Genomic DNA, 22669 nt, shown 5'->3' with positions numbered 1-22669 from the left:
TGGTTTCATCTGTGTAATTTGCAGGAAAAGTAGGGGTTAAGGGTTAAAATCTTGCAAATTACATCGCATAAAAAATGATCATTGTCAAGTAATATTAAATGGTTATGATGTTTTTCAGATACGACTAGCTAAACCCACATAACATCCTTGCAGGAAAATCGATTCATTCATTGGCCTGTAATGTGCATGATGAGAACATTCAGCCCAATTCCGAGACGGGGAGAGAGAGCTAAAAAAGATATTTCAGATTCCCCAGTTGTGATGACCTCTTTTGATAAAGAGATGTTTCGGTCATCATGGATGAGTGGTCCGGATTACGGGAGGGACTTCGTATAGGCGGTCCGGTTCTTTACTTAGACCCCAGATAGGCAAAACAATCTCCAAGGCGCAAGGATAAGATGGAATATCTTGCACTTTCGTATCCAGGCGATTCAGTCATTCAGTTGATCGAACCCCGGATATCACAGGCGGATTTGCCGGATGGTTCCGGTAATCGGGGCGAATGCGCTTCATCGGAAGAACGGATGAACCTTTTTGCCGGTGACGGCAAGAAAATAGCCCCGCTAAAGAAAACGGACGGGCTGCCTACGCTTAAGCCGTTAAATTATTCCAGAATTTATGTGATTCATGCCGGAGACAGGGGTCTTCTGCCCGGTCCCTTCTATGAAGCCCGCCTGGCTTATTCTCAGGCTCAAATGCTGAACGAAGCCGAGATAAAACCTTACCTGGATATCTGGGTATAGGTGAATACAGGTAAAGAAACACAGTATTAAAAGCATATGAATGGAAACGAATTATTTATTGGAATGCGAACCGACGAATGGATGCTTCGCGGAAAAAAGCTGGAAATTTATTCCGATTGAATCGACCGGTTGACCTTGGCTTGCGGCAGGACGGAAGGTTTTATCGGCCATACAATACATTTCTGTATGGCCGGGCCGCCCGGAATAACGAGTCCCACCATCCCGGCGTCAGAAGCACCGGGTCGTGAAACCAAATCAATTTCCCGTGTAGTAGGGCATGACATCCGGAATAATGGACTTGATATTTTGGATGCGGGTTTGGTCAGAGGGGTGCGTACTCAAAAACTCGGGTGGCGCCTGCCCGGATTTTACTTGAGACATCCTTTCCCAGAAATCCACTGCTTTTCTCGGATCATAGCCAGCCATGGCCATGAAAGTCAATCCAAGCCTGTCAGCTTCGTTTTCCTGAAGTCGGCTATAGGGTAAAATAATGCCCACGGATGAACCGAGGCCAAACGCGGTCATCCAGAGCTGCTGGGTGAGTGCCGGCTTCGTTGCCACGGCTGTTGCCAGGGCCATGCCGCCAAGCTGTACGGCAAGCTGTTGTGACATCCTTTCATTTCCGTGCTGTGCCACGGCATGAGCGATTTCGTGGCCCATTACGACGGCGAGACCCGTGTCATCCTGGGTGATGGGGAGAATACCCGTATACACGACCACTTTACCTCCGGGCATACACCAGGCATTAATATCCTTGGATTCGACCAGACTATATTCCCATTTGTAATCTCTTAGCTGGTAAGTCATGTTTCTCTGGGCAAAATATCGATTCACGGCTGTTTCTATGTTTTGACCGACCCTTTTGACGCGGTTCACTTCAACTGTGTTGGTACTGAGTTTGTTTTCTTTCAAAAACTCGTCATACTGCTGATAACTCATGGACAACATTGATTCGTGGGGAATAAGGTTTAGCTGAGATCGGCCGGTTATGGGCACAGTCGAACAGGAGAGGACAAAAAGAAATAAAACAAAAGAGAGAATGGATATGCCGTATTTATTGTTTTTCATCTGCACACCTCGCTTTTGATGTATGATATTGGTTCGATCGTCCATTTATAGCTCCAATTTGCCATTGTGTCAAACTTGGATCGAATGCGCTTATGGACCCGATAAAAAATGTTCGGATACTTTCTTGCCAAATAAAACTTGACCTCCCGAATTGGAATACAGTAGTTTCCGACGCAACATAAGGTCAATGGAATTGGAGGGAAATATGACCGTTGCACGGAAAATTCATGATTACGTCACACAGGCTTCCTGGATCAGGAAGATGTTCGAAGAAGGCGTCCTTTTGAAAAAACGATTCGGCGCGGAAAATGTTTTTGATTTTACTTTGGGAAATCCCAACGTGCCCCCGCCGGATGAATTTATACAGATTCTTCAAAAAACTGTTACAGAAGGTACACCGGGTATTCATGGTTATATGTCCAATGCCGGTTATGAAGATACACGGGAGGCCGTGGCGGAATATCTGAGCAAGGATCAGGGGATAAAAATCTCCAAAGAGCAGATCATCATGACCTGTGGGGCGGCTGGCGCGTTGAATGTAACCCTGAAAGTGATTCTGGATCCGGGCGATGAGGTTATTGTGCCTTCGCCTTTTTTCATGGAGTACCGGTTTTATATCGATAACGCCAATGGAAAAATGGTCCTGGTTCCGACCCGACCGGATTTTGGGCTTGATCTTGATGCCATCGAAAAGGCCATCACCCCGAAAACCAAGGCGGTGCTTCTGAACTCTCCCAACAATCCTACGGGAAAGGTATATGATGCCGAATCGCTTCAGGCCCTGGCGGATCTTCTTGAGGAAAAAAACAGGGAATTCGGCCATGTTATTTATTTGATCGGCGATGAGCCTTACAGGGAAATTGTTTTCGACGATATTCAGGTTCCCAGCTTGTTGGGGGCTTATCGGCACAGCATCTGTGCGTCCTCTTATTCCAAAACCCTGTCCATTCCCGGGGAAAGAATCGGCTATCTGGCCATTAATCCCGACATCGCGGATTACAAGGAACTGATGGACGGCCTCATGCTTTACAACCGGGTACTTGGTTTTGTCAATGCTCCGGCAATTATGCAGCGAGTGATCACGCGCATGCAGGGTATCCATGTTGATGTCGTGCAGTATAAAAGAAAACGAGATCTTTTGTGTGATGGCCTTGTTTCATGCGGCTATGATATCAAGAAGCCAGACGCGACTTTTTATTTGTTTACCAAGTCACCCATAGGGGACGATCTGGAATTTGTCCGGGCGCTTCTGAGAAGAAGGATACTGGTGGTGCCGGGTCGTGGATTCGGTGGTCCCGGATACATCCGGATCGCTTTTTGTGTCGATGATGCGACCATTACGGGGGCAATGGAAGGGTTTGCAGAAACCTTAAAGCAATACAGTTAGAGTGGATGAGAAGCGATGAGAACTCACATTAATATTAATCGTAAATGATGTGGAAACGGGAAAATTCTCCCGTCGGTTCCTCATGTTCAATATCGACCCCGATCACCTGTGATGATGGGGAACCTTGATAACACCAATTCGCCATCCGTGATAAATTCTCTTTCTTCCCTTCAAAGACGGCTTCGACTTTGCCGTCGGGCCGGTTTTTGACCCACCCGGTTAGATTGTACCGGAGAGCGTGTTCCTTTGTGTAATGCCGAAAGAAGACCCCTTGAACCAAGCCTGAAACAACCACACGCATTCTCATTTGATTCGATGACATCGTATCAACCGATCAGAGCCAGAAATTGGTCTTCAGTTAAAATGGTCAAATTGTAGGTGCGTGCCTTGTCCAGTTTGGAACCGGCTTCTTCCCCGGCAACAACAAAATCCGTCTTCTTCGAAACAGAGGAATGGATGGTCGCTCCTTTCGCTGCGAGAAGTCGCTTGGCCTCGTCTCTCGTCAGAGATTTTAAGGAACCGGTAAAAACGAAAGATTTTCCGGAGACGGCCGATGATGAGTCGGTGCTGGGAACACTTGGTTGAAGACCGGCAGATTTCAGTTTGGCGAGGACGGCAAGGTTTTGTGACTCACGGAAAAAGCGGATGATACTGGCAGCCACTTCCGGTCCTATATCACGAATCAAAAGGAGGTCTTCCTTTTTGGCATGGGCAAGATTCTCCAGGGATTTGAATTCCCGGGCCAGAACCCGAGAGATATGGTCGCCCACATGACGAATGCCTAATGCGAAAATAAGCCTGTCCAGGGTTGCATTCTTTGATTTTTCGAGGGCAGCGAGAAAATTGTCCACGGATTTATCGCCGAGACGCTCCAGCTTAAGGAGATCGGTTTTTTTCAAATAATAAAGATCGGACGGATCATGTATCAACTGGTTAACCATCATTTGCGAAACCAGTTTATCTCCAAGACCTTCGATATCCATTCCCCCTCGGGAAGCAAAATGTTTGATTTTTTCCTTAATTTGTGCCGGGCAGGCCAGACCTATGCACCGGTGTGCGGCCTCACCCTCCAGTTGGACCACTTCTGATCCGCATTCAGGACATCGGGCAGGCATCTGAAAGGATTTTTCCACGCCGGTTCTTTTTTCGGGCAGAACATGGGCAATTTCAGGAATCACGTCTCCAGCACGCTGTACAACGACCGTGTCTCCGATCAAAATATCCTTTCTTCTGATTTCATTCAAATTGTGCAACGTTGCGCGGCTGACGATGACCCCGCCCAGGGGAACCGCTTTCAAGATAGCGACAGGCGTCAAGACACCGGTTCTTCCGACTTGAACGATGATATCTTCGATTGTTGTGGTTGCCTGTCGCGAAGGGAACTTGCAGGCAATTGCCCAGCGTGGGCTTCGTGATACAAAGCCTAATTGTGCCTGTATTGCATAAGAATCCACCTTGATCACAATTCCATCGATTTCATAGGGGAGGTTGTCACGTTCACGCATCAGGTGGTGATAATAATCGATGCATGCGGCGATATCCTCTTTGGATTCCACCAGAGGGTTAACAGGGAAACCCCAGTCCGAAAGCAACTGAAGGGATTTTTCGTGGCTGGTGAGTGAGATACCACGAAGATGACCGATTCCGTAAATGTAAATGATCAATGGTCGTCTGGCGGTAATCCGTGAATCCAGCTGTCTTAACGAACCGGCTGCAGCGTTACGAGGATTGGCGAACGGGGGGGCGCCTTCCGCGATGCGCCGGTTGTTGAGTTTTTGGAAGGCCGTTCGTTCCATGCACACCTCGCCGCGGATTTCAATTACCGGTGGCAGAGGGTAACCCGGCAACTCGGACAGCATAAGGGGAAGAGTCCGTATGGTTTTGATATTCCGGGTGACGTCTTCACCTGTTTCACCATCACCACGCGTGGCTGCCTGTTTGAGCGTACCGTTTTCATAGATCAGATTTACGGCAAGGCCATCCACTTTTGGTTCCACGATATATAGAAAATGATCCGGCAGGTGGGCTGTGCGCCTGATCCTTTCATCGAATTGCAGGATTTCCGTCTCTTCGAAAGCGTTTCCCAGGCTGAGCATGGGGGTCAGGTGCCGCACAGAGGAAAATCTGGGAAGAGGCGCCGCACCGACCCTTTGGGTGGGCGAATCGGGTGCCAAAAGGGACGGATATTGCCGTTCCAACTGGTCCAGTTCCCGCATTAAAAGATCATATTCGGCGTCGGAAATTTCCGGTGAATCGAACTGATAATAACGTTCATTGTGATAACGGATGGTATTGATTAAATATTGAATTCTCCTCTTGGCGCTTTCGGGGTCGTTCATTTTATGATTCTCAGGTTCGGCGCATTTGAGGGGCGTTTCTTTTTTCGATTCATCTTTACCTGATTTTTTTCACGAATCACATGCTCGTTAAACAGATGATTTTTGGCCCGGACGGCATTGATGATGAAAAAAATGATCACTGACTTCTCCCATTCTCTCGATAGGTCGAGCATATCAATCCTCGTTTTATATTTGTCCCATAGAGAAGTGAGAGATGCTTCGTCGAGACTCAATATTTTTTCCGCTATTTTTCCCAGAGAGGACTCGATCATCGGCCAACACCTCATAAATGATATTTAATACCGGGAGGGGAATGGAATGTCAAACATAATGAGGCAAGGCCGCTTCGGTATAGATTCAGTGGTTTCCAACAAAATAGACGTCTTGCTTTTTTAATCATTCCGTTGTAAGCGCAGAGCTCCTTTGGGAGGATAAACATTTGAAAGTGGGCGTTATTTCGGACACGCATCTGCACGGATATGATGAGCGCTGCGCCGGCCTTTTTAACAAGTTGTTCGAGGACGTGGATTTAGTGATCCATGCCGGTGACGTCGTTTCACCATGCGCGCTCGACATGTTCGGCGAGAAGGATGTGAAAATGGTCTGCGGCAACATGGATCCCCTTGGGTTGCGTAAACGTTATCCGGAAAAAATGGTTTTTGAACTGAACGCATTCCGTTTTGCCCTGGTCCATGATATTAATAAAATCAAGGGTTGGGGCATGTCGGCCAACCTGGCGGAAAATGTGAGAAAAATATTCGGCCGGATCGATTGTCTCATTCACGGCCACACCCATGACCCGGCAATAATAAAAAATGACGGCATGATTCTCTTTAATCCGGGGTCTGCAACGGCTAATCGATATTTACCCTTTAATACTGCGGGAATAATTGATATAAAAGAAGGCATTGAAATCAACATTCTGAAAATTCCGGGAGAGGCGATCTTACAGCCGACGGAAACACCATGAAAGCAATTTACGCACCTTGGAGAATGACATATCTTGAATCGAACAAGCCGGATGGCTGTGTTTTCTGCAAAGACTCCCTCAGACAGGAAGATTTGATTCTGCTGGAGGGCAAATCGGCCTATGTCATGCTCAACCTTTATCCTTACATCAACGGTCATATGATGATCATTCCCTATCGGCACGTTTCCAAACTGGAAGACTTGACGCCGGAAGAAAAACTGGAAATGTTCCAATTGATCGATGTTTCAGTCAAATCTCTTTCAGATTGCCTTCATCCGGAGGGGTTCAATATCGGTATAAATCTGGGAAAAGCTGCGGGAGCCGGAGTCGATGACCATGTTCATATCCATGTTGTTCCCCGCTGGACGGGTGATACGAACTTCATGACCATTATAGGTGAGGTTCGGGTCATTCCCGATGATCTGATCAAAACATGGGAAAAATTAATTCCTTTTTTCAGGGAACATTATCAGGAGGACTAGTGTGAAAACCATATATACCATTCTGGTCATGTTGCTCATTCTTTTGGTCGTGACGTTCTCCCTGGAAAATACCGTTTCCGTCAAGCTGAAATATTACGATTTTTTTCACATTGAATGGCCTGCCTATATGTTAATTTTCATTTCCTGCCTGACCGGGATCCTTTTTGTAGGCTGCATGGGGATCGTGGAACGATTTCGTTTAAGCCGCACCATTACTCACCAGAATAAGACCATTCGAGATTTGAGGAAGGAAATTAGGACCATCCAAGAAAAAAAAATCAATGATGAGCAGAAACCCGAGGAAGCGTCTTGACTTCCTCCACCTCCCGGGAAAGACCGCCAGAGGAAATACGGCACACCATTTTCGCAGATACCCGAAATGAACGGTGGATTCTGATTTTATACGGAATGGCCATTGTCCGGAATAAGTTATGAATAAAATTTATTATTTGTTCCGAATAACGATGGAACACCCTTAAAGATGAAGGACATTACGAATGATATTCATCTTGATTACGATTTTTTGTTCCTCGTTTATCATCGCTTTGTCGGGTGCTTTGATGCCCGGCCCGCTTTTGACCATGACTGTCGCGGAAAGCTCCCGTAGGGGAGCCGTTGCAGGCCCCCTGATGATTTTCGGTCACGGCATTCTTGAACTTACCCTCGTTGCGGTGTTGCTGTTGGGGATGGCTCCTTTTTTGAAAAGGGATGACGTTTTCATCGTTATTACCCTGTCAGGGGGAGTCATTCTGTTCTGGATGGCGCTGTCCATGTTCAGGAGTCTGCCAAAGCTTTGCTTGAAGATGGATGCACGGCCGGCCAAGTCTCAAAATTTGATTCTGGCCGGGATACTCTTCACTTTGGCAAACCCCTATTGGATCCTCTGGTGGGCCTCCATTGGCCTCGGGTATATACTGAGCTCATACAGGTTCGGTATACTGGGTATTATCGCCTTTTTTTCAGGTCATATTCTCGCCGATTTAGCCTGGTATTCTCTGGTTTCCTTCGGTGTGGCTAAGGGACGTCATTTTTTTAGCGATAGGGGCTACCGATACTTAATCGGCTTTTGTGCTTCGTTCCTTGTGGGGTTTGCTGTCTATTTTTTCTATAGCGGGGTGCAGCGTTTCTGATTCTGTTTGATAGTGCATATCAAGGAAATTTAGACCGGGACATTGTGCCAATGGGGTGGAGATTTCTGCCATCGGACATAAAGGAACATGATATCCGGGTGTGTTATGGGAATGCCGTCAGAAAAGGTATCGGCTATAAATAACGGATTCATTCTAAAAAAAAGACATGCCTTCTAACATAAGCGTACGATTCAATAAAATCATCCGTTTTATCCAGGAGGATATCTGGAGGATACGTCGCGCCCTCCTGCCGCGGTGCCAGTCGTTTTTCATCACGTTCCTCAGGGTGATTATTCTTTCGATCCGGGGATTTGATGAAGACAAGTGTTCGTTGCGGGCATCGGCACTCACTTTTTACTCACTCATTTCCATTGTGCCCGTTTTTGCCATGGCTTTCGGTATTGCCAAGGGCTTCGGATTCGAAAAAATACTGGAAGCTCAGTTAAGAAATAAACTCACTGGTCAAGAAGAAGTTCTCAATAATATCATTCTTTTTTCCCATTCCCTGCTTGAAAACACGAAAGGCGGTCTGATTGCAGGAATCGGAATTATCGTCCTTTTTTGGGCTGTCATAAAAGTTTTGGGCCATATCGAAGATTCTCTAAATGACATCTGGGGCGTCAAGGAGAAACGAAGCCTCGCCAGAAAATTCAGTGACTACCTTTCTTTGATGTTGATATGTCCCGTGATTATAATCCTGTCCAGCGGTGTAACGATATTTATTACGACCCAAATTACATTCACCATACAGAAAATATCTGTTCTCGGCGCACTAAATCCCCTCATTCGATCTGTTTTGGAAATACTGCCCTGTTGTCTCATTTGGGGACTTTTCACTTTTATTTATATATTTATGCCGAACACCAAAGTACGTTTTACATCGGGATTGCTGGCGGGTATTGTCGCCGGCACGATTTTTCAGATTGTTCAGTGGGGATATATCTCTTTTCAAATCGGGGCGGCCCAGTACAACGCCATCTACGGAAGCTTTGCCGCGATTCCCCTCTTTCTGATCTGGCTTCAGTTGAGCTGGTTTATTGTCCTTTATGGCGCAGAACTGGCATTTGCCCATCAGCATGTGGACACCTATGAATTTGAGCCGGACGCCCTGCAGTCTAGTCACCGATTTAAACTTCTTCTATCGCTGGCGGTACTCCACTGCCTGATTCAAAACTTTATCAAAGAGGAGAAACCCCTGACGACCTCACAACTGGTTCACCGGTTAGACATTCCCATACGCATGATCAACGATATCCTCTTTACCTTGAAAAAAAGCCGGATCATTGCAGAGGCGATGGGCCCAAAGGAAGATGAGGCCGGTTTCCTGCCAGCCTGTGATATAAATAAGTTGACCGTTCAGTATGTTGTCGATGCTATTGAAACGGTCGGCATCAATTCTCTACCTCATTGCAATGCTCCCTCCTTGTCTGCCATAAAAGGAATATTGGAAACATTTCAGGATACCCTGAAAGAACTACCGGCGAATAAATTGGTCAAGGATTTATAATGTCTGATCCGGGTGGGGGCAGCTCTTTTGCGGAGTCCGCTATTTCCGGTGTGTCACATGTTCCATGGCCAGAGCCGATAAAATTCCCACGACAAAACCATTGCCCAAAACAGGGCGGATAATCTTTGGAATGTTATGAAGCATTTCTGCTGGAAGAAACGCGATGATCGTGCCCAGCATGAGAGGAAGGCCGATGATCAGTCCGTCCTGAAAGTTGAATTCCTGAATGGATTCGAAGGCCAACACAAGTCCCGCTGCGATTTGCGCGGCAAGGATATAGATCATGATCGTGCCGATGACGACGGAAGGAACACTGGCAATGACGCCGATCAGGATCGGCGAAAATGAAAGAAGGAGAAGGAGAAGCGCGGAGGGGAGCATGGCGGTGCGGGATGCGCATCCGCTGGTTGCAATGACACCCGGACTCAGGGAAAAATTAACCGGTCCAATTACAGCCAGAAACCCGGATAGGGCATTGAACAGGCCCGTAATCAATATACCTCGATTAATCCGTTTTTCCATGCCCTTTGGTTTTAACAGCTCATTCATCGATTGAATGGAGCCGAGATCGTTAATGAACAATGCGAGAAAACAAACCATAAATGAAATCATGACACCCGCGTTGAAAGACGGTTTGGTTGTCAGGTGCTTAAAAAAACCGGATATGGGCGCGGCGTATGAGATTTGTTCCATCCTGAAGGTTTCCGGAAACAGCATAAACCAGACCAGGGAACCCGCGATCATGGCCCAGATGATCAACGTGGATTTCCAGACCCCCTTGAAGAAGCGCTCGGCGATGAGCATACTCATCAGAAGGAACAGGGTGAAGAGAATCCGTGACAAGGGAGTGGCCGTGGCGGAGCTTAAGTCAATCAGGTTCAGGATGGTTGGTGCCAGGGTAAAGGCAATCAGAATCAGAACAATCGCAACCAGCCGGGGGCTGAAAAGCTTTTTCAAATGCCCCAGAAGCCCGGTTGCGCTGACAATCGTTAGAAGGACTCCCCCGACGAGAACGGATGTATAAATCGTTTCGACCGGGAATCCCCCACTCGCAATAATTCCGATTAGTAAAACGGAAGACGGGCCGACGATCAGAGGCATGCGATGGCCCCAGAAAATTTGTGCCAGCAGGGCGAGGGCCATCACGAAAGTCAGTTTCTGCAGGTAGATCGTCTGTTCGCCGATGGCGCTAAAATGAAATATTCCCGTGATTTTCCCGATGACGATAATAATTGGAATGGAGATGGCAAACCACTGGAGGCCATAAAGGATCGTTTCCAAAAGGGGAGGGTGGTCCTCAAGATCGTATTTGAATTGCATGCAGAAAAGGGCCTCGTATTGCTTTACGTCTCATTGTTTCGCGTTCATGACAAGGATGGTCCCCATTGGGTGCGAAATCATGGCACATTCGCAAAAGGCCCACCCCGACTAATTTTCACATGTAAGCGAAGGCCATTCCACGAGAAAACCTCCATGACTCAGGAAAATTGAAAAGAGTTTCTGACGACAAAAAATGAATTAAGATTCCTGTGCCGGTCCGGGTGATGTTCATTATAAATTGCCCCGTTCGGGGTGTTTCTCTGAACGACAGGCGGTTTCCTCCGTATCGGTATCGCAATGACCGGCGAGAACACGACATGGGCCGGCGACCGTTGCGATTCCTCGAATAGACAAAGTTCGGGATGTGGTGTCTGAGACAAACAGCATGGTGGTCAACAGGAGAATAACGCCGGGGGTTATTAGAACGTGCATCATAATAGAAGGCTTGTCTTAATGAATTCCCAAAAGTTAAGGTTCGACCTCATACATGCCGGTCTTGTTGAAAGAACAAAAATTTAACGGATATTACCCGGCATCCGATTTTGCGAGAATGCCCGTTTTGAATAAAACAACCCGTTCCATGTTTAACGTTGCCGCGCATATCTTCCCATCAGTTGCGCCTCCGCCAGAATATGCCCGTTCATGGCTTGGAGAAGCTGATCCTTTGTGACATCCCCCTTCAGGTCGAGCTTGGCATCCAGCGCGTAGAGTTTGAAAAAATATCGGTGGGTCCCGCTGGGAGGGCAGGGTCCGCAGTAACCGATCCGGGGCCAGCTGTTGTTGCCCTGGATCATGCCGTTTTCGTGTTCCCTTTGCGGTGGAATATTTTCTTCCATCCCCGTTGCATCAGCCGGTATGTTGAAAATGACCCAATGAACCCAAGTACCCATAGGGGCGTCGGGATCATCGCTGATCAGGGCAAAACTTTTTGTTTCAGGTGGGGCATCCTTCCAAGTCAGGGGGGGTGATATATCCTGACCGTCACAGGTGTACTTGAATGGAACCATGCCTCCCTCAATAAACTGAGAAGATTCGATTTGCATTATTTTTCCTCCTTCTTCTGCTCCCGTAGCAGGATTGTTAAGACAAAAAAACATGAAAAACCACAACAGCAAACCCGCCCAAAAAAACCGGTTACGTATCATGACGCTGCCCCAGTCATATGTTGTGGATCCCCTGATTTTTTCTTGCTTTCCATGTATCTACGTCAAGAATTTTATAGGCTATCCAAGATGGAAAGACATACATCAACGACATGGCGTGTGATGACTTTACTTGCACCGGCTTCCCCCGATTGTGTCTTGCAATTCACGGGTTCAGGGGCTCCGTCGGACAAATCAATCTATGGAGTAGAGATTTTACCAAACATTTTTGAGGTTTTTCCGGTTTTTTTGGTTCAAATACCCGTTGGGTGAGGTCCTGAGTCGATCCGGCATCATTGATATTCATTATCCCACGAATTCAAAAAAATAGCAACAGAAGTATCAAAAAAGCCCTGTCCTGAACGAAAGGTAACCTGACAAGGGTTTTTGAAAGGGTCCCTTACGCACGACTGTGTAATCAGACATAGATGCCTGAAGGAAGGAAAGTAAGTAAGTAAGTAAGTTCCTCATGGCGCATGTTCCTTTCCCGTCGTCTGAAAAATCTTAGAGGCGGATCAGGTCTTCGGGATGTTCCCGGGTTGGACTGACAAGAATCATGATGTCGCCGATATTTGATATTTTGAGAAAGATCATCCTTTTCACGTTTGTGGCGATGTCATGTGACTCCTTGAGCGTCATGTCGGGGGCCATTTCCAATTTGAGATCGATAATGATGTACTGACCCGATCGGCGACCGCGAATTTCGCCGACCCTTTCTACGCCAGGCACCGTCTCCGCAATACCTGTGATTAAGGAGAGAACATCCTCGGAGAGTTGACTGTCCATCAGATCACAAATAGCACCGCGAAAGGTGCCCCAGCCGATGTGAAAGATGAACAGAGAGGTCAGGGCGGCCGCCAGAGGGTCCAAAAATAAAATACCATGGTAAGCGCCGCCTACCCCGATCAGGGTTGCAATGGATGTCAGGGCGTCCTTGCGGTGGTCTTGGGCAATGGCTTCCACCGCCGGGCTTCCCAGTTTATTCGAGACGCGATGCGTAAACTGGAAGAGGGTCTCCTTGATGAGGATGGTGATAAAGGCGGCGAAAACAGCAATCAGGTGCGGTTCCAGATAGGCACCGACAATGATAGTTCTGGCCGCCTTGAAAAGGATGCCGACGCCGGCGGCAAAAATGATAAGGGATACCAGGATGGCGGAAATGCTTTCCGCCTTGCCATGGCCGTATGGATGCTTTTCATCAAAAGGTTTGCGGCCGATTTTAAGGGCGATGAAGGCGGAAAGAATGGCGACGAAATCGCTGGCGCTTTCAATGCCGTCGGCAAAGACCGCTTCCGAATTGCCAAAATACCCGGCCATAAGTTTCATGATCATTAGGAGGGTGTTCATCCAGAAACCAATGGTTATAATCCGGTCGGCCATATCGAAGCGTTCGTTGCGGTCCATGGAAGATTTTATTTATTCTCTGCGAAGTTCTGTGTACGAAAATAGTTGATTATTCTTGAGTAAATCAACATGAGGCGAAATGAAAAAATTTCATTCTCCATTATATCCTGTTTGCCGGGCTTTCGACGGGGCTTTCAAACCATTCAAAATATTTTTCGGCACCGTTAATTCCCTCCCGAATTAGTGCCAGTTTTTTTTCTTTGCTGAGATTAAAATCTGTAGTGCCAATATCCAGTGTATTGATATATAGCGTTCTTTGCCAGTCATCACTATGAAGATGCTGGTTTTCCTGAACCTTCATTACGGAAGAGATCAATGCTTTTGCGTAGTCAAAAAAGTCCACTATTTTTTCCCCGTCTACGGGTTCACCGTATCTAAACAGACCAATTTCTTCCGATGAATCAAGGCGTAATCCTAGGGTCTGACGGTTATAAACGTATGGGCTTCTATCAGGCTGTTTCAGCAGAAACTCCGCATTTTCACGATTGTAGTATTCCACTCGCCGCGCCGCTTGCGGCTCGCTTATCATATCGATGTATTTTTCTCTGTCGAATAGCTTTACTGGATAATTGAGAATCACTCCGCCATCTACATATACGTCTTTCCGCTTGCCATGTCTTACCGCCGCAAAAAACAGGGGGATAGACATGCTTATTCGAAGGGCGTCTGTCAACGCCATATCAGGATGCCGTTCAGCAGAAAATACTTCCACATATCCGGTAGAAAGATTCGTTCCGGTAACGTATAGATCGGGCATTTTTGCGTCTTTCAGGTCTTGGAAAGTTGTCCGTTTGCTCCCCAGCTTTTTCTCGACCAGTTCCCCTATCCAGTTTTCGAAATAGTCTCCTTTGTTCCAGCCAAATTTTTTCATAACCCGATTGATGTCTCTTACAATGCCGAAAGAATGATCCATGAACTTTTTGAAATCGGTGGAATCGAGAATTGTATGCTGTTCTTGAATGGAATATCCCAAAGCAAAAAGGAGTGCGTTAATTGCCCCCGCACTTGTTCCCCCCACCCGGCAAATGCCGGCCAGGTGTCCTCGCTGATCGAGAACCTGCATTGCTCCAACGTATGCTATTCCTTTCATACCCCCGCCTTCAAAGACCAAATTCCTAAATTGTGTTTTCATATAATCTCTCCCGTTAGAGCGGCTAACGCCGCATGTTAGCGGCAGCCAAAAGCAAATCGGGACATGAACGCTCCTTTTGGCTGTCCGGATGCATCTGATTGTTAAGAGGTTTACAAATTTTACAGGCCCTACAGCAGCGATTCTTTGTTGTTTTTTCTTTCATGCCCAAATATGGTATTTTCACGTTTGGATCCCCAAGAATTTCATGACGATACGAAAAGCAAGGCACCCTGTTTCATATCCATGCCATCCATACAATGGTGGTTTCATTATCTCTGGAAGATGGGCTTCCATGCCTCTACCCGACCGGGTATTCATTGTCCTCCTCGATGATCCTTTGTCATCGAACTCTTCCGGTCAACCACCTAAAATAGGATGATTGCAGTTGACGGCATTCGTCAACGCGACTCAATACGCACAAGGTATCCTTGAGCTGGTGGGGACAGTTCGGCAGCATTCGCCTCGTCCGTATCAATATGCATCTCGAGCTTGTAATCGGGATGGACGCGGACCAGGACGCCGCCAAAAATCAATTCCCTCTCCCCTTCAATCCGTACCATGACCGTATCCCGATCCTTCAGCCCGTAATTTTCGGCATCATTCGGCGACATATGGATATGTCTCTGGGCACAGATGACACCTTCCGGGATTTCTATCCTCCCCTTCGGTCCCTCAAGAATGATTCCGGGTGTGCCGTCAAGGTCTCCTGATTCGCGGATGGGCGCGTCTATGCCCAGTTTGAATTCTTCCGTGCGAGATATCTCCACCTGGGTTCTGTTGCGCTCTGGGCCGATTACCCTTACATTGTCCACCCTTCCACGGGGGCCGATCAGATTCACGGTTTCTTCTGAGGCGTATTGGCCTTCCATGTGAAGGCTGCTTTTTTCCGTCAGTCCATAGCCGGACCCGAAAAGGGACGCCAAGTCCTTTTGGCTCAGATGTACATGTCGTGAGGAGACGGAAACGCGGATAGGACGCTTGTCCACGGCCATGATATCGTGCCGGATGGATCGCTTGTAATCCAGTGCGTGGGCACATTGCCGGGCGATCATCAATTCTTCATCCGTGGCAATCACGAAGAGATGAACACTTGTAAAGCGGGCGCCGATGTCGCATACAGGCATGGCGCCATTCAATGTGCACCGGTCGTTACGGATATGGTCCACGGCGAAACCCAGTTTTTCAAGACCCTGTACGGATCGGGCGCGAATACTGCGGCTGTTCTCACCGATTCCGCCCGTAAAGATAAGTGCATCCGCACCTCCCAGTGCGGCATGGTAAGCCCCGATATAACATTTGACCCGGTAGCAGAAGGCCTTCACGGCCAGAAGAGCCTGGGCGTTGCCATCATCCGCAGCGGCCAAAACCTCCTGCATGTCTGCGCTGATCCCGGAGATACCTAATAAACCGCTTTGATTGTTCAGTATATCATCGAGTTGATCGACGGATAACTTATCTTCGCGCATCAGGTAGGTAATGATACCCGGATCAAGATCACCTGTCCGAGTTCCCATGATCAAACCTTCCAGGGGGCTGAAGCCCATGCTTGTGTCGATGGGATGGCCCCGCTTGATAGCACACAGACTGGCGCCGCTGCCCAGATGGCAGGAGATGATATTCAAACGCCTGAGGGGTGTTTCCATATATTCGGCGGCTTTCAGGGCCACATATTCGTGAGAATTGCCATGAAACCCAAATCGTTTGACGCCTCGGGCGAAGATCTCATAGGGGAGGCCGTAGATGGCGGCTTCGTCCGGTATCGTACAGTGATACGCCGTGTCGAAGACGGCTACCTGGGGTACGTCGGGGAAAATCTTTTGACATGCTTCAATGCCGATCAGCATAGGAGGATGGTGAAGTGGCATGAGAGGAATGAGGCGCCGGATCTCGTCGATCACAGCCTGGTCGATCACGACAGGGCTTCGGTATAGGGAGCCACCATGGGTGATGCGATGAGCTACACCATCAATGTCCGCAAGACTTCGCATGGGGCCGCTCTCCGCATCGACAATGGTTTCGATGACAACTCCGAGAGCCGTGAAGTGGTCTTTGGCGTTAATATCCTGAGAGAACTGTTTCTCTTCATACTGATATGTATGTTTCGTCCCGGACATACCGATGCCCGACACGGCTCCGCTCAAGAGAGACACCTCATTGTAGAGATTAAAAAGCTTGTATTTGAGAGACGAACTGCCGCTGTTGATGACCAGTATTTTCATGTCCTCTTCTTTCCTGTGGGCTCGATACCAAAGGCCTGTCTACCCTTGGCGAGCATTGGTAAAGTCTCCTTCCACTATGGGAAGCCTGTCCCGTCTTATTATCACCAGCAGGGGTGACGATGCCACGGACTGATATGGTTAAGACCCCAATACCAGGGGACGTAATAATAGTCAGGGTGTTCTATCCCTTCCCTCCTGAGGCGTATTTCCCGGGATTTGACCTCTGAGTAGTCCTAGGAAAACTCACCGAGAGGTCGTTTTTCTTCCCTGGGGGTTTTGCCATGCCGCTATTATTTTCAGATTTCTGATGTAAATAGTCGGATCAGAAAAGTCAGGATAACATATAATGAAACGGCCTGCCGATCCATTCATATCCAGGGGCTGTTTTTGGAAAGCCAGGTCAGTCTGTCTGACGATCAACAGGGTGTCACCAGTTTTGGCGATGGTTTCGACGATGACTCCCCCCCGGGTGACGGTTTCACCTTCAAAGGCATCTGGAACATTGAGAACCTCAGAGGATACAACATCCTTTTGATCTCCTGCATAACCCTCTGCGAAAAAGGCGTGTAGTCAACGATTGCCAGCAAAAGAAAGGTGAGAGAAAAAGTTGATTTCACTCAGAAGTCCACTCCTACATCAACCCCTGACTCCGCGGCCAACGCCTACACCAAACCGGGGCGTTCGGTTGATATCTTCCGGCTTCCGGAGATAATGTGCTTTCATGTTTAAAACCGGATATGTATGTCGGGTCTCGTTGATCGAGCGAACCATTTTCCCCTCCACCTGCCCGTTATGGGTAAGACTCCTGCCGGGTGCGTAGATCGCAAGATTGAGGAAGTCCGCAAATCGAATGAGAAAGCGGCCTGGCGATCGATCTGTCTCTTCCGGTTACCGCTGGCGGTCGAGCTTCTTTTCCAGCATGTCGACCCATGACGCATGACCCTTAACCGTTATGGCAATGATCCGGCCTCCTGGGACAACGATTTTGTCTTTATAGGCCTCGTGTTTTTGTTGAAGCGTTGAAGAATGTTTCAATCCATATTCTTCATGGTGGTTTCTGAAAACACGGAAGCACAGGCGTCAATCAATATCACCAAACATGTGATGAAAATGATTTTTCTGATCATTTCTGACTCCCTGTTTCAATTTTGTCTCGTGTCGTCGTTCATGAAAGAACAAAAGTCCGCGACGGAGGGTAGCGAATATTTACGATTTAATAAAGCAATAAAATATTGGCGAAATACCCTTTATGGGTCCGATCATCAGGTCCTTTGTTTGTTCGAGAATTTTCGCCTGACCCTGTTGCCTCATGATAAAATGTGACCGGGGAGGAGCCGTTTAACTTACCCATTTCCTCGTTGATTTTGTTTAAATATTGAATTAGGATTGGATACCACATGAGGATGTCGAACAGATATCAGATGTGAACCTTCACCATAGATAAACGAAAATTCCTTAGAGGAGAGAGAAGTCATGAAAAAATATGCTCTGTTCGTTTTTTCCGGTGACCCCCTGTGCTTTATCCACGTTCTCCTGAATGCGCTGGATATGAAGGAAAGAGGGTACGAAGCCGGCATCGTCCTTGAAGGGGCTTCAACGAAATTGCTTCCCGAACTCACCAAGCCCGAACATCCCCTCAACGGTTTGTGGAGGAAAAGCCTCGAAGCTGGTTTGTTGGAAGGGGTTTGCAAGGCATGTTCCAGCAAAATGGGAACGCTTGAGGCGGCGAAGGAACAGGGGTTGCAACTTCTTGACGAAATGGCTGGTCATCCGAGCATGGCGTCATACCGGGACAGAGGCTACGAAATTATTACCTTCTGACTTCACTTGGACGCCGGATTTCAGGATATAATCCTGCAACAGCCCCTCGAGGAGAGGGGGCTATCCAACTCCGATTTGCTGATACAAAACACGGTTCTTTGCGTCTCTGGAGACCGTGGTATAAGGGTGCAGGCTCGTCGCCTGATTAATAGCCGGAATTTTCGGATCTTCGTGTTATCGTTACGTGATGGTTTCCTTGTTATCGGAGCTGTTTGGTTTATCGGAAATTCCGGTATGCCTTTACTGTTTGGCATTTCCCTCATGAAGAAACGATTCCCCCAGTTAAAGAAAGGAGGTCCATAAAATGACTGAAAAGGCCAAGGTCGGCTGTGCTCGTCCTACCGGTGGGTTGGTCGGGCAGGCTAAAGAACAGACGGAAGCAACACAGGATCAACAACCGTTTCAGGAGGTGAGAAAGATGATTCAAGTGGGTAAACCGGCACCGGATTTCGCATCCCCCGCCTACCACAAAGGGGATTTTACATCAGTTAAACTATCGGATTATATGGGTAAATGGGTCGTGTTGTGCTTTTATCCGGGTGATTTCACCTTCGTCTGAGCGACCGAAATCTCGGCGGTCGCCGAGCATTACAAAGAATTTGAGAAACTCGGAGTAGAGGTTCTGTCCATGAGCGTGGACAGTGTTTTTGTTCACAAGATGTGGAACGACTGCGAGTTGGCAAAAATGGTCAAAGGAGGCATTCCTTTCCCCATGCTCTCTGATAGCGGCGGAAAAGTCGGTTCAGCCTATGGTATTTACGACGAAGATGCAGGGGTGGAAAACCGGGGTCGTTTCATAATCGATCCCGAGGGGATCATTCACGCCTATGAAGTCCTTACGCCCCCTGTAGGTCGACGGGTGGATGAAACCCTTCGGCAAATTCAAGCGTATCAGCATGTGAGAAAAACGAATGGTAGAGAAGCCACTCCATCCGGATGGCGCCCAGGAAAACCAGTACTCAAACCTGGCCCGGACCTCGTGGGCAATGTCTGGAAGGTTTGGAAAACCTCCATGGAAAACGATTAACCTTCTTTAATCAACAATGTCTGCCGGGCTTCCATGCTGTTCATCGGGGCCCGGCATATTTCTTATTCTCAGGATTCACTCTTCGAAGTGCGAATGGTGCAAGAAGTCGTTTAGACGGGCTTTTGAACACGGAAGTGTTTGCGGTTCAGTTTGTGTACAAGCCATATCGTCGCGAACTGGATGGCAATCGCAACCGCAGAGACGACCCAGTAAGCGGATGAGAATTTTGGAATCACGCCGGCATCGACCAATCCCCTATTAAGCCAGAAGTGGATCATTACCGCCAGTGCCACACCCGGACAGATCAAGGCATAGGAGCTGGCGGAGGCGTCGCGCCCGAAGATGAAACGGGCTGCATATTGAAGCCTCCTCAAAACCGTTCCCGTCAGGAGGGCGAACAAAAGCTGAGCCGCGAGATACTGGGAAAGAAGCATGAGGCGCTCGGCGCCGCCGCCAGCCACCGCGAAGTGGGCATTGAGCGCGTGATTCTGCCGCAGGGATAGGATACTGATAACGGTGAGCAACGGGATGAATATTGACAATGTCGGCGCGGTTTCAATATTGGCGCCATTCTCCATCATTGAGCGCATACCCAGCACCAGTGCGATTGCACCGATCAGCAGAGCCGAAACCAGAAAAAAGGAAGAAAGAATAAGACCGATTCCCGCAATCAGCCGAGTATCTGACAATCCGGCGGGTGCGGCCAGTCCCACGCCGATCATCGACAGGGCAAAAGCGGGGAGAGCCTGGGAAAAAGAGTTGTTGACGGCGCAACTGAAACCACCGATCGTAAGTACCCGACCGAAAAAACTGCCCAGCATGCCGAAGGCCGATATGCCGATGGCAAGGAAGGCAATAAGGGCCAACGGGAAGAGATATTCGGCTATTCTCCACAGGCCCGGTACAAAGACCATCCCGATGATAAAAAGAACATTTACACTCATAGCCAGCGCCAACGGCATAGCCAACATCTGTGTCTCCGCATTGGAGCTTCGAAGCCGGTCATAGTCTTCAGTTTGTTTCCATGAGTGGAATCGTATCAAATTCCAGATCAGATATCTGATATTGAGAAATGCATAAAAGGCGATGCCAGAGACGGCCAGAATGATCATTGCCTTTTGGTCGATTCGACCGGCTGTAAAGGCCGTCACAATGTCCTCGAATACCGGTATTGAGCGGTCTGGATGTGGAATCCAGTGCATCAGCCACATGAAGAAGGTGATAGTAAGGCCTCCCATTCCCAGAGATACAAGGAAATAGATGGGAGAATAGATTTCCGATGGTTTGGCAAAATTTGATTGCATGGCAATGATCTCCGGGTAATGGATTTCGGTTGAATGCACCAGTGTGCTTTTTACAGGAATCTATGATCTTGTCAAGACCACCGCGCCAAAAAATGCTTGACAAGCGTAGGTAGTTGTGGTTAGTAAACCGCGCTTTTCAAAACGGTGCGTTAACGAGGATGCCGGTGGATGATCAAGCAGGAACATATCGATTAATTGGATTAATTGTAATTACGGGAGCGGACTCTGTAGTCGATATTTATAGAGGTATCACAAACTTAAGCCGAGGGGACAAAACCATTTCCCGCTCGGCTTTTTTTTACCGTTGCTGTGAATAGCGGCGTCAGGGTATACGGGACGTCGCTGAAATAATTTTATTTGTGAGGTAAGGTCGTGGTCGAACTTAACATTACGATTGTTTACCAGATGATCAATTTCCTTGTCATGATTTTCATCCTGAACCTTCTATTGTATAAGCCCATCTTGTCCATCATTGAAAAGAGGAAGAAGAATTTCGAAGATTCAGAGAACGAAATCAAACGCCTCAACGAAACGATAGAAAGTAAAATGGCTGCCTACGAGGAGAAGGTTCACCAAGCTAAGTTAGAGGCTGTGGAAGAAAAGAGTGAGATAGTTAAGGAAGGCGCAGACAAAGCCAAGGAAATTATTGAGGCCGTGAGATCCGAAGTCCCTGGTATGATGGAAGGATTCCGGGTAAAACTGGACGCCGAAGTGAGCGCTGCCAAGGCTTTTTTGAGCGGAAAATCCAAGGAATTGTCTGTTGAAATTGCCGAAAAGGTCTTGGGAAGGAGCGTTCAATGAAACTTTTGAGTTCTCGTGAAGACATGAGGCGGTTCCTGCGAGTTTTTATTTGTTCTCTTTTCCTTCTCCTGGTATCGGTGACGGTGTTTGCATCCGACGGTGGAGGGGGACACGAGGCGGAGGGTCCGGATTGGGTAAATTTCGGATGGAGGATGCTGAACTTTACCATTCTAGCCGGGTTCCTTTACTGGTTTTTAGCCAACAAAATTAAAGAGTTTTTTTCAGGACGCAGGAGCGATATCCGAACGGCCCTGGAAGAAGCGCAACGGGCCAAGGAAGAGGCGGAGCAGAAGTTCAGGGAATATGAGACAAAACTGACTAAAGCTACCGATGAGATTAATGATATTGCCGAAATGATCAAATCTCAAGGTTTGGTGGAGCGGGATAAAATCATTGAAGATGCTAAGAAGGCTGCGGAGAAAATGAAGGAAGACACCAAAGCCAGAATGGAACAGGAACTGACCAATGCCCAGAGTCAGCTGCGCCAGGAAGCCGTTCTGCTTTCGGTTCAGATGGCGGAAGAAATCCTAAAAAGGAGTATCACGCCGGCTGATCATGAGACCATGGTTAAAGACTACTTGGATAAGGTGGTGATAAAACATTGAACGGAAGCAGTACAATAGCCAAACGTTATGCCCGTGCTTTTTTTGACATCGCTGCCGAGGAAAATCGGTACGAAGCGTATTACGAGGAGTTGATGAAATTCTCTTCCATTGTTCAAGAAAGCGGTGACCTGCAGGAATTCTTGGCCAATCCGATATTCGACAACGACGACAAGAGGGCCGTTGTGAAAACCATTCTGGAGAAAATTTCGTTATCGGGGATTGCTGCGAATTTTCTCAATTTGCTGGCTGATAAACAGAGGATTGGTGC

The 22669-nt window shown here is 47.9% G+C and carries 23 protein-coding genes and 1 pseudogene; 12 read left to right on the top strand and 12 right to left on the bottom strand.

Annotated elements, in window-relative coordinates; genetic code table 11:
- Nucleotides 1–398 precede the first annotated feature (398 nt).
- Nucleotides 399–743 (top strand): hypothetical protein, encoded by a 345-nt coding sequence (locus GX147_05365; protein ID NLN60129.1) that lies wholly within the window; start codon nucleotides 399–401, stop codon nucleotides 741–743.
- A 255-nt stretch (nucleotides 744–998) separates the two neighbouring features.
- On the opposite strand, the gene GX147_05360 is transcribed toward GX147_05365, so the two are convergent.
- A complete protein-coding gene (locus GX147_05360; protein NLN60128.1) occupies nucleotides 999–1811 on the bottom strand; it encodes a M48 family metallopeptidase in 813 nt (270 codons plus the stop codon).
- A gap of 205 nt (nucleotides 1812–2016) precedes the next feature.
- Here GX147_05360 and GX147_05355 point away from each other — a divergent pair, with 205 nt between their 5' ends.
- Nucleotides 2017–3198, top strand: a complete 1182-nt coding sequence (locus GX147_05355) for a pyridoxal phosphate-dependent aminotransferase (GenBank protein ID NLN60127.1) — start codon at nucleotides 2017–2019, stop codon at nucleotides 3196–3198.
- Between the two features lie 34 nt (nucleotides 3199–3232).
- Here the strand turns inward: GX147_05355 and GX147_05350 are convergent, their stop codons facing one another.
- Genes GX147_05350 through GX147_05340 form a run of 3 tightly spaced genes read right to left on the bottom strand, consistent with a single transcriptional unit; the run spans nucleotide 3233 to nucleotide 5809 of the window.
- Entirely contained in the window at nucleotides 3233–3520 is a 288-nt protein-coding gene (locus GX147_05350; protein NLN60126.1) for an acylphosphatase, read from the bottom strand.
- A gap of 4 nt (nucleotides 3521–3524) precedes the next feature.
- Nucleotides 3525–5537, bottom strand: coding sequence for an NAD-dependent DNA ligase LigA (gene ligA, locus GX147_05345; protein ID NLN60125.1), 2013 nt, complete (start codon nucleotides 5535–5537; stop codon nucleotides 3525–3527).
- Complete coding sequence (locus GX147_05340; protein NLN60124.1) at nucleotides 5534–5809, bottom strand: hypothetical protein; 276 nt, start codon at nucleotides 5807–5809, stop codon at nucleotides 5534–5536. The genes ligA and GX147_05340 overlap by 4 nt, the downstream gene beginning before the upstream one ends.
- A gap of 167 nt (nucleotides 5810–5976) precedes the next feature.
- Between GX147_05340 and GX147_05335 the strand changes: the two genes are divergently transcribed.
- The 5 genes from GX147_05335 (at nucleotide 5977) to GX147_05315 (ending at nucleotide 9626) form a co-directional block, all read left to right on the top strand.
- Nucleotides 5977–6507: a metallophosphoesterase gene (locus tag GX147_05335; protein NLN60123.1), complete on the top strand. Its 531-nt coding sequence runs from the start codon at nucleotides 5977–5979 to the stop codon at nucleotides 6505–6507.
- Nucleotides 6504–6989, top strand: a complete 486-nt coding sequence (locus GX147_05330) for an HIT domain-containing protein (GenBank protein ID NLN60122.1) — start codon at nucleotides 6504–6506, stop codon at nucleotides 6987–6989. The genes GX147_05335 and GX147_05330 overlap by 4 nt, the downstream gene beginning before the upstream one ends.
- Before the next feature lies 1 nt (nucleotide 6990).
- The gene (locus GX147_05325; protein ID NLN60121.1) at nucleotides 6991–7302 is read left to right on the top strand and encodes a LapA family protein; all 312 of its coding nucleotides are present in this window, start codon (nucleotides 6991–6993) and stop codon (nucleotides 7300–7302) included.
- A 184-nt stretch (nucleotides 7303–7486) separates the two neighbouring features.
- Nucleotides 7487–8119, top strand: a complete 633-nt coding sequence (locus GX147_05320) for a LysE family transporter (GenBank protein ID NLN60120.1) — start codon at nucleotides 7487–7489, stop codon at nucleotides 8117–8119.
- Between the two features lie 166 nt (nucleotides 8120–8285).
- The gene (locus GX147_05315; protein ID NLN60119.1) at nucleotides 8286–9626 is read left to right on the top strand and encodes a YihY/virulence factor BrkB family protein; all 1341 of its coding nucleotides are present in this window, start codon (nucleotides 8286–8288) and stop codon (nucleotides 9624–9626) included.
- A 39-nt stretch (nucleotides 9627–9665) separates the two neighbouring features.
- Here GX147_05315 and GX147_05310 read toward each other — a convergent pair whose 3' ends face one another.
- From GX147_05310 to GX147_05280, 7 genes and pseudogenes are all read right to left on the bottom strand, one after another.
- Nucleotides 9666–10946, bottom strand: a complete 1281-nt coding sequence (locus tag GX147_05310) for a purine/pyrimidine permease (protein ID NLN60118.1) — start codon at nucleotides 10944–10946, stop codon at nucleotides 9666–9668.
- Between the two features lie 584 nt (nucleotides 10947–11530).
- A complete protein-coding gene (locus GX147_05305; GenBank protein NLN60117.1) occupies nucleotides 11531–11989 on the bottom strand; it encodes a YbhB/YbcL family Raf kinase inhibitor-like protein in 459 nt (152 codons plus the stop codon).
- A gap of 603 nt (nucleotides 11990–12592) precedes the next feature.
- Nucleotides 12593–13492 (bottom strand): cation transporter, encoded by a 900-nt coding sequence (locus tag GX147_05300; protein NLN60116.1) that lies wholly within the window; start codon nucleotides 13490–13492, stop codon nucleotides 12593–12595.
- A 100-nt stretch (nucleotides 13493–13592) separates the two neighbouring features.
- Nucleotides 13593–14624, bottom strand: a complete 1032-nt coding sequence (locus tag GX147_05295; protein NLN60115.1) for a patatin-like phospholipase family protein — start codon at nucleotides 14622–14624, stop codon at nucleotides 13593–13595.
- A 398-nt stretch (nucleotides 14625–15022) separates the two neighbouring features.
- Nucleotides 15023–16843 carry an acetate/propionate family kinase gene (locus GX147_05290; GenBank protein ID NLN60114.1) on the bottom strand — a complete coding sequence of 607 codons (1821 nt, stop codon included), beginning with the start codon at nucleotides 16841–16843 and terminating at the stop codon, nucleotides 15023–15025.
- Between the two features lie 243 nt (nucleotides 16844–17086).
- Nucleotides 17087–17374 (bottom strand): annotated as a pseudogene (locus GX147_05285) (hypothetical protein).
- Nucleotides 17375–17479: 105 nt separating this feature from the next.
- A complete protein-coding gene (locus tag GX147_05280; GenBank protein NLN60113.1) occupies nucleotides 17480–17695 on the bottom strand; it encodes a hypothetical protein in 216 nt (71 codons plus the stop codon).
- 621 nt (nucleotides 17696–18316) lie between these two features.
- Here GX147_05280 and GX147_05275 point away from each other — a divergent pair.
- Together GX147_05275 and GX147_05270 are read left to right on the top strand one after the other, a co-directional pair.
- The gene (locus GX147_05275; GenBank protein NLN60112.1) at nucleotides 18317–18664 is read left to right on the top strand and encodes a cytoplasmic protein; all 348 of its coding nucleotides are present in this window, start codon (nucleotides 18317–18319) and stop codon (nucleotides 18662–18664) included.
- A 304-nt stretch (nucleotides 18665–18968) separates the two neighbouring features.
- Nucleotides 18969–19691: a peroxiredoxin gene (locus tag GX147_05270; GenBank protein ID NLN60111.1), complete on the top strand. Its 723-nt coding sequence runs from the start codon at nucleotides 18969–18971 to the stop codon at nucleotides 19689–19691.
- A gap of 110 nt (nucleotides 19692–19801) precedes the next feature.
- Here the strand turns inward: GX147_05270 and GX147_05265 are convergent, their stop codons facing one another.
- Nucleotides 19802–20995 (bottom strand): hypothetical protein, encoded by a 1194-nt coding sequence (locus GX147_05265; GenBank protein NLN60110.1) that lies wholly within the window; start codon nucleotides 20993–20995, stop codon nucleotides 19802–19804.
- 372 nt (nucleotides 20996–21367) lie between these two features.
- On the opposite strand from GX147_05265, the gene GX147_05260 reads away from it, so the two are divergent.
- From GX147_05260 to atpH, 3 genes are all read left to right on the top strand, one after another.
- A complete protein-coding gene (locus GX147_05260; protein NLN60109.1) occupies nucleotides 21368–21796 on the top strand; it encodes an ATP synthase F0 subunit B in 429 nt (142 codons plus the stop codon).
- Nucleotides 21793–22401: a F0F1 ATP synthase subunit B gene (gene atpF / locus GX147_05255; protein ID NLN60108.1), complete on the top strand. Its 609-nt coding sequence runs from the start codon at nucleotides 21793–21795 to the stop codon at nucleotides 22399–22401. Before GX147_05260 ends, atpF begins: the two co-directional genes overlap by 4 nt.
- On the top strand, nucleotides 22398–22669 hold a 272-nt coding region (gene atpH / locus GX147_05250; GenBank protein NLN60107.1), incomplete at its 3' end, for an ATP synthase F1 subunit delta. The genes atpF and atpH, both read left to right, overlap by 4 nt.

It is taken from the genome of Deltaproteobacteria bacterium (assembly GCA_012522415.1).
Lineage (GTDB): Bacteria > Desulfobacterota > Syntrophia > Syntrophales > JAAYKM01 > JAAYKM01.
This window is presented reverse-complemented; position numbering and strand designations above follow the sequence as displayed.